Annotated in this window: 13 protein-coding genes and 1 pseudogene; 11 read left to right on the forward strand and 3 right to left on the reverse strand. The window is 40.0% G+C overall.

Going from position 1 to position 16,206, the window contains the following annotated elements:
• The first annotated feature begins 186 nt into the window (after window positions 1-186).
• The 11 genes and pseudogenes from EC846_RS07120 (at window position 187) to EC846_RS07170 (ending at window position 11,830) form a co-directional block, all read left to right on the forward strand.
• On the forward strand, window positions 187-1,203 hold the full coding sequence (locus EC846_RS07120) for a fatty acid desaturase (RefSeq protein WP_123774933.1): 1,017 nt from the start codon (window positions 187-189) through the stop codon (window positions 1,201-1,203).
• Between the two features lie 273 nt (window positions 1,204-1,476).
• Window positions 1,477-2,421 carry a DUF4424 family protein gene (locus EC846_RS07125; protein WP_123774678.1) on the forward strand — a complete coding sequence of 315 codons (945 nt, stop codon included), beginning with the start codon at window positions 1,477-1,479 and terminating at the stop codon, window positions 2,419-2,421.
• A gap of 108 nt (window positions 2,422-2,529) precedes the next feature.
• Window positions 2,530-3,441, forward strand: coding sequence for a LysR family transcriptional regulator MumR (gene mumR / locus EC846_RS07130; RefSeq protein ID WP_123774679.1), 912 nt, complete (start codon window positions 2,530-2,532; stop codon window positions 3,439-3,441).
• Between the two features lie 338 nt (window positions 3,442-3,779).
• Window positions 3,780-5,034, forward strand: a pseudogene (locus EC846_RS07135) (NRAMP family divalent metal transporter).
• A gap of 34 nt (window positions 5,035-5,068) precedes the next feature.
• Window positions 5,069-5,833 (forward strand): LamB/YcsF family protein, encoded by a 765-nt coding sequence (locus EC846_RS07140; RefSeq protein ID WP_004770563.1) that lies wholly within the window; start codon window positions 5,069-5,071, stop codon window positions 5,831-5,833.
• Window positions 5,834-5,835: 2 nt separating this feature from the next.
• Window positions 5,836-6,651 carry a putative hydro-lyase gene (locus EC846_RS07145; protein WP_123774681.1) on the forward strand — a complete coding sequence of 272 codons (816 nt, stop codon included), beginning with the start codon at window positions 5,836-5,838 and terminating at the stop codon, window positions 6,649-6,651.
• A gap of 32 nt (window positions 6,652-6,683) precedes the next feature.
• Window positions 6,684-8,267, forward strand: coding sequence for an urea amidolyase family protein (locus EC846_RS07150; protein WP_123774682.1), 1,584 nt, complete (start codon window positions 6,684-6,686; stop codon window positions 8,265-8,267).
• Entirely contained in the window at window positions 8,267-9,985 is a 1,719-nt protein-coding gene (locus EC846_RS07155) for an acetyl/propionyl/methylcrotonyl-CoA carboxylase subunit alpha (protein WP_123774934.1), read from the forward strand. Before EC846_RS07150 ends, EC846_RS07155 begins: the two co-directional genes overlap by 1 nt.
• Window positions 9,986-10,351: 366 nt before the next feature.
• Window positions 10,352-10,945: a LysE family translocator gene (locus EC846_RS07160; protein ID WP_123774683.1), complete on the forward strand. Its 594-nt coding sequence runs from the start codon at window positions 10,352-10,354 to the stop codon at window positions 10,943-10,945.
• 40 nt (window positions 10,946-10,985) lie between these two features.
• On the forward strand, window positions 10,986-11,195 hold the full coding sequence (locus EC846_RS07165; protein WP_123774684.1) for a hypothetical protein: 210 nt from the start codon (window positions 10,986-10,988) through the stop codon (window positions 11,193-11,195).
• A 353-nt stretch (window positions 11,196-11,548) separates the two neighbouring features.
• Complete coding sequence (locus EC846_RS07170; protein WP_123774685.1) at window positions 11,549-11,830, forward strand: hypothetical protein; 282 nt, start codon at window positions 11,549-11,551, stop codon at window positions 11,828-11,830.
• A gap of 336 nt (window positions 11,831-12,166) precedes the next feature.
• Here EC846_RS07170 and EC846_RS07175 read toward each other — a convergent pair whose 3' ends face one another.
• The 3 genes from EC846_RS07175 to EC846_RS07185 form a co-directional block, all read right to left on the reverse strand.
• Window positions 12,167-13,771, reverse strand: a complete 1,605-nt coding sequence (locus tag EC846_RS07175) for a M28 family peptidase (RefSeq protein ID WP_171409997.1) — start codon at window positions 13,769-13,771, stop codon at window positions 12,167-12,169.
• 282 nt (window positions 13,772-14,053) lie between these two features.
• Complete coding sequence (locus EC846_RS07180) at window positions 14,054-15,124, reverse strand: AraC family transcriptional regulator (protein WP_123774687.1); 1,071 nt, start codon at window positions 15,122-15,124, stop codon at window positions 14,054-14,056.
• A gap of 131 nt (window positions 15,125-15,255) precedes the next feature.
• The gene (locus EC846_RS07185; protein WP_123774688.1) at window positions 15,256-16,200 is read right to left on the reverse strand and encodes a LysR family transcriptional regulator; all 945 of its coding nucleotides are present in this window, start codon (window positions 16,198-16,200) and stop codon (window positions 15,256-15,258) included.
• Between the last annotated feature and the right edge of the window lie 6 nt (window positions 16,201-16,206).

Below are 16,206 nucleotides of genomic sequence, written 5' to 3' on the forward strand. Positions count from 1 at the left end.
TCTTGAACTGAGTATAAGGTTTTTTTCATCATTTTTTTATTCAATTCTGCTGACAATCATGAATTGGCATCTATAGCCAATAAATTGGCGTTTCGGGTTAAGCATCAAATCACCGATCTAAATACAGTAGAGTCATAAGAACATCGAGGAACGATGATGAGCTACGTATACAAAGATCCAGCAGGTATGACTGATACCGAAAAAACAGAACATATTAAACGTGTCGTTATGGACGAAGGCGTTAGATTGAGAAAACGCTATTCTGTTTTAAATCATCAAAATACCATTGGCGCTTTAATTCTATTATTTTCTTTACTCGGAATGGGCGCTACCGCCTATTTTTACATCACACAACAACTATCCGTATGGTGGACTATTCCGCTGATTGCATTTTTTGCTTCTTTCACCCATGAATTAGAACATGACCTGATTCACTGGATGTATTTTCGTAAAAAACCGTGGGCACATCATTTAATGATGGGGTTGGTTTGGCTGGCTCGACCAAGTACCATTAATCCGTGGTTACGTCGAGAACTGCATTTCAATCATCATAAATGTTCAGGTACAGAAAAAGATGTTGAGGAAAGAGCATTATGGAATGGTGAGCAATGGGGGGTACTGCGCTTTTTTGCTACGGGCGATAATGGGCTATCTGTTTTATTTAGAGTATTTAAGCTGAAAGACAGTCATCTCCGAAAAATGGTGATTAAGCGGAGTTTAGCTGCCTATTTTCCTTTGGGTATCATTCACTGGTCAATTTGGTATGTGTTTCTAGGTTTCCATGCCCTGAATGCGATTTCAAGTATTGTTGATGCACCGATTGTATGGTCAGCAACGACATTACAAGTCATGCACGTGATTAATATTTTGACCGTGGTATGGATTGCCCCAAATGTCTTACGGACTTTTTGCCTGCACTTTGTCACCAGTAATATGCATTATTATGGTGATGTTGAATTGGGCAATGTGATTCAGCAGACGCAGGTGTTGACTCCGTGGTGGATGCTACCGTTCCAGTTATTCTGCTGTAATTTTGGTTCAACCCATGCAATCCATCATTTTGTGATTAAAGAGCCTTTTTATCTTCGACAGATGACTGCATCCGTTGCTCATCAGGTGATGCGCGATATGGGGGTTAGATTCAATGACCTCGGCACATTCAAGCGTGCGAATCGTTGGGAACTGAATAAGATTATCGATTAAGCATAACAGGAGGAGTGTAGCGCGAGACGTTATACTCTTCCTTTCGCTGGCAGGACATTGTTTTATTGAATCATTGTAAAATCTCTTCTTGGGTGCGGAATGCTGCACTGATCGCATTCAATGAAATATCTTGAATATTGAAAATTCACATTCACTGTATAGAAATGATGTTCTCTCATCCATCACAATAAAAATTTCACATTATTGTTCTATAAACGCTATGATTCTAATGAATATCTGATAAGAACAAGTTCCCATAGAGCAGTTAAAAAAATGAAAAAAATTGCAGTAGCTTTGGTTTGTTTAGCTCCATTATCAACATCTAGTCTTGCCAATGATTCTACGGGCTATGTTGGGACAGGCGGCATTCAATATCTTAAAAATGCACAGATTGCGATGCAAAGTGAAGACCTGTTTATTAGCAAAAAGCTGATCAAGGTTGATTATGTTTATAACAATTTAAGTAAGAAAGATATTACTGAAACCGTGTTATTTCCCTTGCCGCGTATCGATAATTTCTTTGAAGCGGATTTTGCGCATACCGAGCAGCTTCTAAAAAGTTTTAAGATTATTGTCGATGGAAAAAATATAAAACCTGAAATGCATGTGCGAACATTTATTCAAAAGGATGAAACGTCGCCGCTCATTGATACGACGGATGCATTTAAACAATGTGGCTTTAGTCAGACCGATATGCTCAATCCTTGGGCGAGAAATAACGATGATTATGAATATTATCAAGATAAATTGAGACAATGTAAGCAGCCACAAATACAAAAAATTATGGCCAATTTCCAAAAAGATGATGTGATTCCGTGGTCATCTCAAGTGATTTATAGTTGGAAACAGACTTTTAAAGCCAATGCATTGACCAAGATTCAGCATACATATCAACCATTGGTCGGTGGTTCTGTTGCGTTATATCCAGATGAATATAATCAAAAATTTTGTATGGACACCCAATTTAAACGGGGACTAAAAAAAGCCAGTGCAGAACATTCGCCGTTTAGTGCCTTGAGCTATATCCTGAGGACTGGAGCAAACTGGGCCAAGCCGATTGAAAAGTTTAAATTGACGGTTGAGCGTGATAAAAACGAGCTGGTGTCTTTTTGCTGGAAGGGAAGCGTCGAAAAAATTAGCCCAACCCGATTCCAGATGATCAAGCACAATTTCATTCCCAAAAATGATCTGGATATTATCTTTGTGACTGTGAAATAAGCACTCACTGAAGGTCATCCTCATAAAATTCAATAAATGCCTAGCGTCATCAGGGGTGTAACTCTCATACTATCAGGTGGGTTAGGGAGAGACGACACAGGATTAAGCGTGAATTTAAAGAATCTGGAAGCATTTTATTGGGTGGTGACTTTAAATAGCTTTAATAAGGCTGCAACAAAATTACAAACCACGCAGCCTGCGGTATCCCAGAAAATCACAGCACTTGAAAACGATCTTGGTTTTAAAATTCTAGATCGTAGTTTTCGTCAGTTTAAACCAACGCATAAGGGCATGACTTTATTTAAGTATGCTGAAAAGTTTATGCGCCTAGAGACGGATCTAGTGGCTGAGCTGACTGAAAACCAGCATTTGACTGGCACAATTCGCTTGGGTGTATCGGAAACTATTGTTTATACATGGCTAGTTGAATATATCGAAAAGGTTCAGCAAGAATTCCCCAAAGTTTCAGTCGAAATTGTGGTCGATCTGACGCCTAACTTACAGGAAGGTGTACGAACAGGTGATTTGGATATGGCTTTTTTACTTGGACCAACCTTAGCCTTTGAATGTATCGAACAGGCACTGTGTAATTTTGAACTGAGTTTTTTAGCTTCACCTTCGTTTAAAGGTGGAATTGGGCAAATGTCATTTAAGACATTAATGTCTCATACCATTTTGACCTATCCAAAAATTACTTATCCCTATAAAGAACTCAAAGCAAAAATGAAGGAACAAGGCATTGATGAACCACTTTCAATTACCAGTTACTCCTTGGCAACACTGCTACGTCTTGCTGAGCAAGGTTTGGGCATCGCCGTTGTGCCGACCTTAACCGCCTTGAAGGAGGTCACTGACGGTCGGCTGGAAATCTTAAATACGCCGATTCGCCTAAAGACCTTCCACTTTACCTCGGTGTATATTCATGGCAACGATGTGGCCTTGAAAGAAAAATTAACTGACGTTGCGGTGATGGTGTCGGATAGTGCTATGAAAAGACTGAATGCGCAGATTAAGGCCTAAATGATTGGCGGCATTTTCCAGTTCTTTTTCTCATTCTTATAAACATTGCTTATTTGCCCAATGATAAACACAGCTTATAGAACGTGATAAGTAAAATTTATCATTAAAGATATTGAAAATAAAAATATTTAAAATTCAAAAACTTGAGTTTAAAGGTTGATGTAAAAAGTCGTATTGTTCAGCTGGCTGTGCTGTATTTTTATCTTAAATACAAGATTTGATGAACTCATGTGGTCATTCAGGAACAGAGAATCTTGGTTATTGAAAAGGATTGAAGAAGATCATTGGTCAAAAATGATACTTCTGAATCAAATTAAAAATAGCGTTATGAAGCTCAAATGGATGAGGAACGCATTCAATATGTCTTTACTGAAATCTTCTTTTTTATCAGATCGCCAATGGGCCATTGTCGCCTCGATCTTTATGATGGCGACCTCAGCAATGGGGCCAGGATTTTTAACTCAAACCGCTGTATTTACAGTCAAGTTAGGCGCAGCATTCGGCTTCGCCATTTTAGTTTCCATTCTGATTGATTATGTAGTTCAACAAAATATTTGGCGAGTGGTCACACTGACGCAAATGCGTGCATCAGACATTGCCAATAAAGCATTACCAGGTAGTGGTTATTTACTGGCTTTTCTGGTGATTTTGGGCGGTTTTTTCTTTAGTGTTGGTAATATTGCAGGTGCAGCTTTAGGTTTAAATGCACTTTTTGGCCTAGACACAAAGTGGGGCGGTATCTTAAGTGGTGCGTTAGCCATTTTGATTTTTGCATCAAGAAAAGCCACGCTTGCCATGGATAAAAGCATGATCGTGTTGGGATTGCTGAAAATCATCCTGATCATCATCGTCGCAGTCATTGTGATGCCTCCTGTTGGGCAAGCGGTACAGCAAACCTTTGCGCCAGATCAGATCGACTTTGCCATTATTACCACCATTGTCGGCGGTACAGTGGGTGGCTATATCTGCTATGCGGGTGCACACCGTTTACTTGATAAAGGCGCGGTTGGCCCTGAAAATATTGATGAAGTTGCGAAAGCTGCGACCAAGGGCATTGTCGTGGTTGGTATCATGCGCTACGTATTGTTTTTAGCGTTTTTAGGTGTGGTGGTGAGCGGTGCAACGATTGATTTAGCCAGCCATGACGCTAATCCAGCAGCGCAAGCATTCCAATATGCAGCGGGTACATTTGGTTTTAAATTATTCGGTTTAATTTTCTGGGCAGCGGGTATTAGTAGCACCATTGGCGCAGCATATACATCAGTATCATTCTTTACTGCGTTTAAAAAGAACTTAACACCAAAGCAAAGCAATTATACGACCATTACCTTTATCGCATTGGCTTTATTGCTCTATGTATTATTGGGTGCAACTCCAGCGGGTCTACTCATTTTTGTAGGTGGTTTTAACGGTTTGGTGCTGCCAATTGGTCTTACAATTTTTGTGTATGTTGCTGCTTGCCGAAAAGATTTAATGGGTAATTATAACTATCCAAAATGGTTACTTATTTTGGGTGGGTTAACATGTCTGTTGACGTGGTGGATGGGTTATATGTCATTTACAACCGTGTTTAACTATTTGACCAAGCTTTAAGCCAGACGACGTGAAGAGATAAAGGAATAATGCCATGTTTGTAGATTTAAATAGTGATTTGGGTGAAAGCTTTGGCTCATGGAAAATGGGTAATGATGATCAGATATTACCTGTTGTGACCAGCGCTAATATTGCGTGTGGCTTCCATGCTGGCGACCCGCTCGGTATTTTAAAAACGGTTCGTAAAGCAGTTGAGCTTGGTGTGACCATTGGTGCTCATGTGTCTTATCCAGACCTTGTTGGTTTTGGCCGCCGTAATATGGATGTGTCGCGTGATGAACTGATTGCCGATGTGCTTTATCAAATTTCTGCACTCGATGGCTTGGCTAAAGTAGCAGGTTCAAAAGTGCAGTACGTTAAACCACACGGCGCACTCTACAACACCATTGCACATGACCAAGCTCAGGCAGCCGCAGTGATTGATGCGATTAAAATGTATAACCCTGAATTGGTTTTAGTGGCTTTGGCGGGATCGAACTTAGTCGAGCAGGCACGTGCGGCTGGCTTAAAAGTGGTATCTGAAGCATTTGCAGACCGCGCTTATAACAGCGATGGTTCACTGGTGTCTCGTCGTCTAGAAGGTGCGGTTTTACACGATTCTGCATTTGTGGCGAGCCGTGTGGTGTCTATGCTTAAAAATGGTGGGGTAGAGTCAATTGATGGTGTCTTTACGCCAATTCAGGCCGACACCATTTGTTTACATGGCGACACCGATGGTGCATTAGAGATGTCGGCAGCCATTAAAGCCGAGCTTGTAAAAAACAATATTGAAATCCGCCCATTTGTAAACAAAGCATAAGGATGAGCACCATGTATAAGGATATTAAAGTCGACCCAGCTCAACTTGAAGCCGCTTTAGATGCGCGTTTAAAAATTCGTGCAGGTTTTGATAAACCAACGGCAGGCATGGCAGCGGGTATGACTCAGGTCAATATGATTTCGGTGCCAAAAGAGTGGGCATATGACTTTTTACTCTATGCACATCGTAATCCGCAAAGCTGCCCAGTACTTGATGTGCTCGAAGAAGGCATCTACGCAACTAAGCTTGCGACAGACTCAGACATTCGAACTGACTTCCCGCGCTATCGCATTTGGAAAGATGGGGAAATGGTTGATGAAGTGACCGATGCGAGCGAGATTTACAACGCCCATCCTGATTTGGTGACTTTCTTAATTGGCTGTAGTTTTTCGTTTGAAACAGCTTTGCAAGAAGCGGGTATTGAAGTTCGCCATATTCATGACGATACCAATGTACCGATGTATTTGAGCAATATTCAGTGCCAATCGGCAGGGCGTATTTCTGGAAATATGGTGGTTTCCATGCGACCAATTCCATCGCATCAAATTAGTGAAGCGGTAAAAATTACATCACGTATGCCAAGCGTGCATGGTGCACCTGTACATATTGGGTACCCTGAAAGCTTAGGTATTAAGGATGTAAATAAACCCGACTTTGGTGATGCTTCTCGTATTGAGGCGGGTGAAATTCCGGTGTTTTGGGCATGTGGCGTAACACCGCAAGCTGCGGTGATGAACTCGAAAATTCCTTTTGCCATTAGTCATGCACCGGGTCATATGTTTATTACCGACATTCCTGACCGTGCTTGGATTGGCTAATTGAGCTAAAGAAGAATTAAAAGGATAAGCAAATGCGTTTTTTATCGGTAAACGCCGATTGTTTTCTGATTGAGCTTGCGAGCTTAGAGGAAACTTTGGCGTTGTACAATAAATTGCAAAATACGCAATTGAATGGAATTAAAGACTTAGTCCCCGCTGCAAAAACAATTTTGGTTTTTTTCAACGAGATTGAAACCAACTTTAAAACACTGGTCGCTTCAATTCAGAGCCTTAAAGTTGATTCTGGATTTGAGCGTAGCGGCCAAGAAGTGATTGTGCCGATTCGTTACGACGGTGAAGACCTTGCGCAAGTTGCCGAGTTACAAGGGTTGTCTGTTGCCGATGTGATTAGAAAACATCACCAAAGCGTGTGGAATGTCGCTTTTATTGGTTTTGCGCCGGGCTTTGCTTATATGAGCAGTCCCGATAAGCCTTTTACCGATATTCCACGCTTAACGGTTCCACGTAAAAAAATACCGTCAGGCTCTTTGGGTTTGGCTGGAAAATACTCTGGTATTTATCCAAAAGACAGTCCGGGTGGCTGGCAACTGATTGGTACAACATCAGAAAAAATGTGGGATTTAGAGCGTAAAAATCCTGCTTTGCTGTTACCAGGTATGACTGTACATTTTGAGGATGTTACGCATCAGCCTACAACCGTAAATGTACCGCAGCAAATTAGCCGTACAGTTGAGCCGAAACGATCTGTGCCACTGTTTACGATTACTGCACCAAGTCTACAGATGCTCATTCAAGATGAAGGGCGCTTAAATCAGACTAATATTGGTGTTGGCGTGGCGGGTGCAATGGATTTATCTGCCATGCATAGTGCTAACCGTATTGTGGGGAACCCAACCGATACACCTGTCATTGAAGTTTTAAATGGTGGCTTAAAAGCCAAAATGCAGCTTGCGGGCGTTATTGCGGTGGCAGGTGCCATTTCAAATATTCGTGTGAAATTTGCTGACGGTCAAACCGCAGACTTTGCAAGCTATCAACCGATTGATCTGGATAAAGGTGATGAATTTCAAATTCAGCCACCAACAGCAGGTTTAAGAAACTATTTGGCAGTTCGTGGTGGCATCGATGTTGAACCAGTGCTCAATAGTGCTTCATTTGACAGCTTGGCGGTGTTAGGGCCAGAACCTTTAAAGCTTGGAGATACCATTTACCAAGGACAGGTGAAGGCTGCCAACATTAGCCTAAATGAAGTGGGCAAAAGTGACTTGCCACAAGCTGGCGAAGTCGTTGAGCTAGATATTGTAATGGGGCCGCGTACAGACTGGTTCGAACAAGACAGTATTGAACTGCTCTGTCAGCAAGAGTGGCTGGTAACCAATGAAAGCAACCGAGTCGGGCTAAGACTTTCAGGTGCAGAGCCTTTAACTCGCAAAATTATCCATGAACTGGAAAGTGAAGGCACATGTATTGGTGCTTTGCAGATTCCACCGAGTGGGCAGCCCGTTTTATTTATGAATGATCACCCTTTAACGGGTGGATATCCAGTCATTGCTTCTGTTGCTAAACACCATTGGGACTTGGTGGCACAGATTCCAGCAGGTTGCCGCATCAAATTTAAAAAAATTGCCGAATTTACAGATTTTGAGAATGAATGATGAATACAGAAAAATTATTGATTGCGAATCGTGGTGAAATTGCCGTTCGTATTATTCATGCCTGTCGTGACATGGGAATTTCTTCGGTCGCGTTATATGCAGATGACGACATTGGCAGCATGCATGTGGAACTTGCAGATGAAGCATGGGGCTTGGCTGGTGCGACTGCCAGTGAAACTTATTTAAATATTCCTGCGATTATTGAAATTGCAAAAAAATCAAAAGCGACGATGGTGCATCCGGGTTATGGCTTTTTATCTGAGCGTGCTGAGTTTGCCCAAGCCGTGATTGATGCAGGTTTAAAATGGGTAGGGCCATCACCAAGTGCCATTGAAAAACTAGGCGATAAAATCGAAGCGCGTAAAATTGCCGCTTCGGTAGGCGCACCATTGGTTCAGGGTACACAAGATCCACTCAATAGTGCAGATGAAGCTTTAGAGTTTGCCAAGCAATATGGTTTACCAATTGCTATTAAAGCTGCGTTTGGTGGTGGCGGGCGTGGCTTAAAAGTCGCGTGGAAACTTGAAGAAGTTCAAGAGCTTTATGAGTCGGCAGTACGAGAGGCAAAAGCTGCTTTTGGCCGTGGCGAATGTTTTGTCGAGCAATATCTTGATAAACCCCGCCATGTAGAAGCGCAAGTAATAGCTGACCAACATGGCAACATTGTGGTACTAGGTACACGCGATTGTTCATTGCAACGTCGTAACCAGAAGTTAGTTGAAGAAGCCCCAGCACCATTTATTAGCGATGAGATTTATCAGCAAATTTTAAGCTCGGCAAAAAACATTTGTCAGGCTGCAAACTATGTGGGTGCGGGAACAGTTGAATATTTACTGAGTCGTGACGGCAAGCTTTCATTTTTAGAAGTAAACACCCGTTTGCAAGTTGAGCACCCAGTGACCGAAGAAACCTCAAAAGTCGATTTAGTGGTTGAGCAAATACGTGTTGCGCAAGGTGAAGTGCTTTCTATTAAAGAAACACCAAAAGCGCAGGGACATGCCATTGAGTTTCGTATTAATGCCGAAGATCCAGCACGTGGTTTTATTCCTGCATTTGGTGTGTTGAGTTTATTTGAAGCGCCGTTTGGTCACGGTGTACGCGTCGACACAGGTGTTCGGACTGGCTCTTTAGTGTCTAGCCACTTTGACTCACTCATGGCAAAGCTGATTGTGACTGGTCCAACTCGTGAAATTGCAATTGCTCGTGCTAAACGTGCTTTGAAGCAATTTAAAATTGAAGGTGTAGCTTCGGTTTTAGACTTTCACCGTGCAGTACTTAATGAACCTGACTTTACCGATGAGTTTAATGTACATACGCGCTGGATCGAAAATGACTTTAAACAAGAGTTGAAACCGACTAAACGTGGTATTCCAAACCATCAACAACCAATGCTACTCAGCTACATTGAAATTGATGGCAAGTTACATCGTTTAGGTTTACCTGCGGGCATGTTTGCACAAGGCCCAGCAAGCGCAGTTCAAGCACAAACAGCCGAGCCAGAAGTAAGTGCCGAGCATTTACTTGCCCCAATTAATGGTGTGATGAGCGCTTGGAAAGTCGAAAATGGTGAGCAAGTCACCGAAGGCCAAGTGGTTGCCATTATGGAAGCCATGAAAATGGAAGTGCAGGTACTGGCACACCGTAGTGGTGTTATTCAGATTAGTGCAGAGAAAGGCGCGACTAGTCAGGCAGATAGCATCATTGGCACGATCCGTTAATTTTACTCAAGAGACTTACAAAAATTTTTTGGCCTGATGATGCTAATCTGCTCTATCAGGCTGAATTCAACCTATTTGTTTGAAATAGAGAAATATATAACCAGATATAAGGCTAAATTTTGTTGGAGAATCAAAATATTGTGTGAAATATAACTAAATTACAGAGAGGGTTTTAATTTTAAATTGTGATTTTAATCACATATTTACCTAGGTTAAGGAAAGTTTCACCTGATTGGTTTTTGCTTTTAACTTATTGTTTTTTAATATTTAACAAGAAGATCTACATTTTTCGTTACAACCCTTTAGTCGACAAACTTTGTTTTTATTTGCGATATTCGCTTGCAAACTTAGCAAAGGAATTTGCCTATGGTGTCATTTTTATTCATTGGTTTGATCATTACGATTTTACTTACACCAGGTCCAACGAATACATTATTGGCTTCATCTGGAATTCAGGTTGGTGTAAAGCATTCACTTAAATTAATCCCATCTGAGGTTTTAGGCTATCTTATTGCAATTACAACTTGGGGATTTTTACTGGAGTCTGTTTCCCATTTAGTACCGTGGTTGCCTCCGTTATTAAAGCTATTTAGTGCTGTTTTTATTATTTATTTAGCTGTAAAGCTTTGGTTAACCTCAACAAAAGAAATTGATTTAAATCAGCCATTGATTACATCTAAGGCATTATTTGTTGCAACCCTGCTTAATCCGAAAGCGTTATTATTTGCTTCAGCCGTCTTTCCACATACAGCATGGTTGAATCCAGATCAATATTTTATCCATATGGGAACATTTTTAGCCCTGATTACGCCAATTGCATTTTTATGGATTGCTTTTGGAACCATGTTGATTTCTAATAAAGTCGTTTGGCTAAATCAACTTAACTTGCAACGAACTGCTGCTTTTATTTTAACTTTTTTTGCAATGCCTTTAGCTTTTTCGGCAATTACATCTTTTTAATTTATTTAGTTTTTTTCAATTTTTAAAATGGAGTTATTTGATGAACAATATAAAAATCAAAGTAAAGGATCAATTTGAGGCTGAAAACATAGCCGTTGCCTTAATTCGAAAGGCGAATGATCAAGAAATCCCTTTATTTAAAAGAATAGAACATATTGAAATTGAAGGAGAGATCCTTCTGCCAAATATGGAACTTCTTTATGAAAACCCAAAAGATGGCCGTATCTATAGATTTATAAAGGAACTATAATTGAGTTATTGAGAAGCTTATATTCTCGATGATAAGATGAATTCCATGATCAAAAGTCATGGAATTTTTTGTTGCTATTATTATTCGATTGAATTATTTAAATTTTTTTGCTTATATTTATCTATTTCCTAGAAGCCAAGCGTTTGAAAATTATTGGTAATTAAAAAATATAATAAACAAGATGCTTAAGCGTATTTAATTTGTTATTTTTTATAAGGAAATTATAACGGTTAATATTGGGTTTATTCCTGCATTTCATTAAATACATTAATTGTCAAATTAAAATGGTTCTAATGATAATTTTTTATTTTATGTTTTTATATAATGAATACTCTTTTTATAGGGTGTCTTTAATGATTGAATGGATTTGTAAAACATGTAAGAAGTATAAGCGATTTAACCCAAATACTTTAAAATTAGGGCAGATCGTTTCCTTTTATCAATATGACGTGATTGCTGGTAAGCTAAATAGCTTAATCAAAAAGGGCGTGATATTGAGAATAAAGAACAAAATCTTGACCGTGCTGGATAATGGTTTAATCCTTTACTTTAAGGATACTCAGGTTTATCCGCTAGATGCACCTGCGCAACTTGTTTATAAAATATTTGGTGAGTGTAGATGTTTGGGGCGCTGATCAATATTGTATAAAAGGAGTCAATAGAAGGAGGATGTTTGAATAATGGTATGAAATTCTTGTTTCATTAAAAGAATATAAATAACAAGATTTTAATTCAATAAGAATAAATTAAAAATAGAAGTCTAGATTTTTTACTCAGTATCTCATTTCTATCCAAAGCTCTATTTAATGATATCCCTTTGTCAGTTCAGTAAATTTTCAATCTATTTAGATAAAAAATAGTGCGCTAAGATTTTAAAAATCAACAATAAAAATGAGGACTTTAAATAATAAAAGACATCATCTGATGCCTTTTATTTTTAAGATTGAATAATTGAAGAAACTCAATACTATTTAATTTGCAATAGTTTCTCTTCTTGGTAATTCGCTACGCGGTACGCGAGTTAGATCCATTGTCATTTGGGTAAAGGCTGCGGTTTGTCGATGTAACAAATCAAAATCAACAAAATCTACGGTATCAAGACCATAGTTCAGTAAGTACGCTGGTCCTGTGAGATAGTTGATGGTTGGAATACCACCCGCGCCCCAGAAATAGTGTCCTTCACCCGGCCAGACCGAATCTTCAGCATAGCTTCCATTTGGATGTAATGGCGGCATGATAAAGGTTGCACCCGCTTTGGCATTGACTGGCCATTGCTTAGATAACTCGACAAGGGCAGGTTGATTAGAGGTAAATAAAGCTCCAAACTCTTTTTTACCCGTTGCAGTGAGCACACCTTTCTCATTTGGAATCCATTCATTGATACCCAAATGTTCGATCGTGATCGCAGCGTTGATTCGATCCGCAATGCCATCATTTTTATGCTGATCCAGAAAACTACGGATGCCACTGCCTGCAAAGAAATGGCCCGTCGATAGCATGATCATGACACTTCGATCTAAAGACTTTTGAGGAAGTCGGGTCAGATATTGGGCAATATCAATGACTGCATTTGGTCCATTGTCCTCAACACCATTTGTACCATCGGTATGGCTATTCAGTACAACCAGCTCATCGCTTTTTCCAGCAATGGTACCGATGATATTTTTGGTCGTCACTTCTCTTTCTGTCGCATTCAGTTTGATTTGAACAGTATGTTTAGCATTGGCTTCTTGGCGTAGTTTGACGCCTGTTGCCATATCTACATAAAAACCTGGTAAGCCATAAACCTCGGCATAGAACGGTGCATAAATTTGAGCAAGTTCTTTACTGCCTGCATCATTAGCAATAAAAACAATGCCTTTGGCATTAATTGCTTTAAAGCCTTTAAGTAGATTAATAACAGAACCCATGCCATTTGCTGAACGTTTAAATGGATCTGAAGGGCTTAATGTGTTGTCTGGGTCGTATGTACTTACCGCTCTATCAGCATAAAAACTGATGGTTAAGGCTGGCGTTGGAAAGTCCACAAGCACGATTTTATCTGAGTATTCTGCTGCTAGGCTCTCAAAGGTTGTAGATGCTGATAATAGACTTTTTAATTGACTTGGCGTCAAATATTTAAGTTCAGCAGTGGTGCCTTGAGCTGGCGTAATACCTGAATACGGCACATAAGATGCATTCACGGTTTCATATTGGTTGATTCCAGAACTAATCCCTAAATTCCATGAAGTGGGTTCCCAAACCTTAATCTTGATCTCTTCAAGATGCACATCTTTCACACCTGCTTTTTGCAAGCGTTTATATAGATCCTGCGTATAAGCTTCATGTGATTCAGAACCTGGTGTACGTAAACCATAGGCATCGAGTTCTTTATGCCACTCACGCATGAGCTGGGTTGGTAAGAATTGTGTTTCATCAACCTTAACTGCTGCACTTGCTGGCAGGCTTTGAGTCGGCCAATCTTGATCTTTGGAAGGAGAGGTGTCCGAAGAGGACTGATGATCATTTCCACAGCCTGAAATAAACAGTCCCAATAGACAAGCTGAGGCAAATTTGCGATATGAACGTTGATTCATCCTGATGTTCATTTCTTTCTCCGTATTGGATGTACGCTATTTAAAACTTACTTTATTTGTAAAAGATGATGGCTAATATCTAATAAAGGGTTGGCTATTCACCAGACTTATAGATTGCAATCCATTTACACATCTATGTCATTTCCTAATGATAGGCCTACCCAGCATAAGCTTAAATGACAGAAGACAAAATAACGGAAGCAGGTCACTTTATTGTGTTTTTAGGGCAAAATAGAGAGGAAAATAATGTGACTTAAACTAAGCTTGATACATGAGCTAGACTTATTTCTTTTTATACATCAATAAATTTTTTTGATATTGCCCAGGCGTATAAGTGGTTAGTGTGCGAAACCAGCTAATAAATGAATGACTGGTGTTAAAGCCTAAAGATCTAGTAATCGATTCAACTGTATTTTTCTTGTCTTGAAGATAATTTTCTGCAAGTTCCAAACGGACTTCATTTAAAAGCTGACTATAGGTTTTACCTTCTTGTTGTAAGTTGCGACTTAAAGTTCGTTCGTTCATTCCTAATTGTATTGCAATCATTTTTCTAGAAGATTTTCCTTGATGAAGCATCAGTCGAATACGCGCCTTAACCTGTTCAATCAAGGTGGTTTTTATTGCCATTTGTTCAAGAAGTTTGCGCGCTAATTGCTCGACACTATCATATAAGGCAGCATTCATTGTTTTTAACGGCAGGTTGAGTGCTTTATCTGACAGAATCAGGGCCGATTCAGGCATGCCGAAGTAGACAGGACATTGAAATGTTTGCTCATAAATACTTAATAATGCAATATCATTTTTATCAGTCATTTCATGATGAAAGTGCACCGCCAGTAAATTGGGATAACCATTGTCCCTGATCAGCCGTACCAGCATAGACCAGTAGCCCAGATTATATTCTGTTGCACAGCGCACAAAGATCGGATCTTGGGAGTTGCAATCCCAGCCCCAATAGACCAGATTAGATTTTCTTTTTAGTGATATTCTACCGATTCTTCCAATCAATTGCTGGTAGCGCTGCATCATTTCGATGGCATCGCCCAAGGTACCACTCAGTGGTACTAAATGTCCCAATACCCCGTAAGCCGTAGGGTCGAGTTGTTGTAGCAGTTTGATACTAATCAGAGGATCATGGTTGAGCTGATAGCAGTAATTCACCATACGTTCCAGATAGTACAGGGGAATACAGGCATTGGGATCAATCAGTAATTCCTCGTCAAGGCCACTGGCAAGCAGCAAGGCTGAGCGGCTGGTCTGAAACATCGCCGCATTATCTAGAATATGCTTGATTAAACTGACCAGAACACTACTATCGACTGGTAGTTCTTGCGAGGATAAATTCATTTCCATTGAGCCCTGCAATATATGAATCTATAGTATCGTTTTAGTATAACGATGCATATATATATTCAACAACCTCAAAACAACCATTCCATTTTTCCTGTAAATTAAAGAATCCGCGCAGTAAAATTGATTTAAGTTTATGTATTTAAACTTTCTACATCAAAATCGAATCGAGTAAGTTTGTTACGCAGCAATGGCATTGCAAAATCCAGAAAGAGTTTTGTGATCAGTAGAACATTTTGTCGTGTGGGAAGCAGTGCATTCATTAAAGAGTCAGGGGATGACCAGTGCGATTGCGCACTAAACACTTCAATAAACTGATTTTCTCTTAATTCATCAATGCATAAGTAATGCGGAAGAACAGCAATTCCCATTCCATTTTTAACAGCAGACTTTATAACAGACATATTTCCGCAGCTTAAATAGGGTTCAAGTTGCACGTTCAATACCTCACCATTTTTGTGGACAAAGTCCTTTAATACATAATTTTCATGAATCCCTAGTGTTATATAGTTAAAGGCTATCAGTTCACTCGGATGTTCTACTTGGACTTTACCGTTGTTATAGTTTTTACTTGCGACCAGTATCATCGGAATCGCGCAGACTGGACGTACAATTAAACTCGAGTCTTCTAGGTCTTTTGATGTGATGCGAAAAACCAGATCAACTTTGGAACTGATCAGATCGATATTGCTATCTGCGACATGGATAATGACACGTATTTGAGGATATTCCTGCATAAACAAACTCAGAATTGGAACCAAAGCTTCTTGAGCAAGCGTGGAGGAGCAACCGATTCTTAATATGCCTTGAGGTGTGCTGGAAAGGTCTGAGGCGACAGAAAAAGCATTGCGTGCGGCCTGTCTGAGTTCTACAGCATGGTGATAGACTTGTTCACCTGCTGGAGTTAGAACAACATTTCGGGTGTTTCGATGTAACAAACGAATGCCCATTCTATTTTCAAGATTAGCAATATGTCGACTTAATTTAGAGCGTTGTATGCCTAAGCTACGCGCGGCTGCTGAAAAGCCTGCGTGTTCTACAACTTCAGTAAATAATAAAAGATCGTCGAGTTTTTCCATTCGCCC

It is taken from the genome of Acinetobacter sp. BIGb0102 (assembly GCF_003815055.1).
GTDB classification, from domain to species: domain Bacteria; phylum Pseudomonadota; class Gammaproteobacteria; order Pseudomonadales; family Moraxellaceae; genus Acinetobacter; species Acinetobacter vivianii.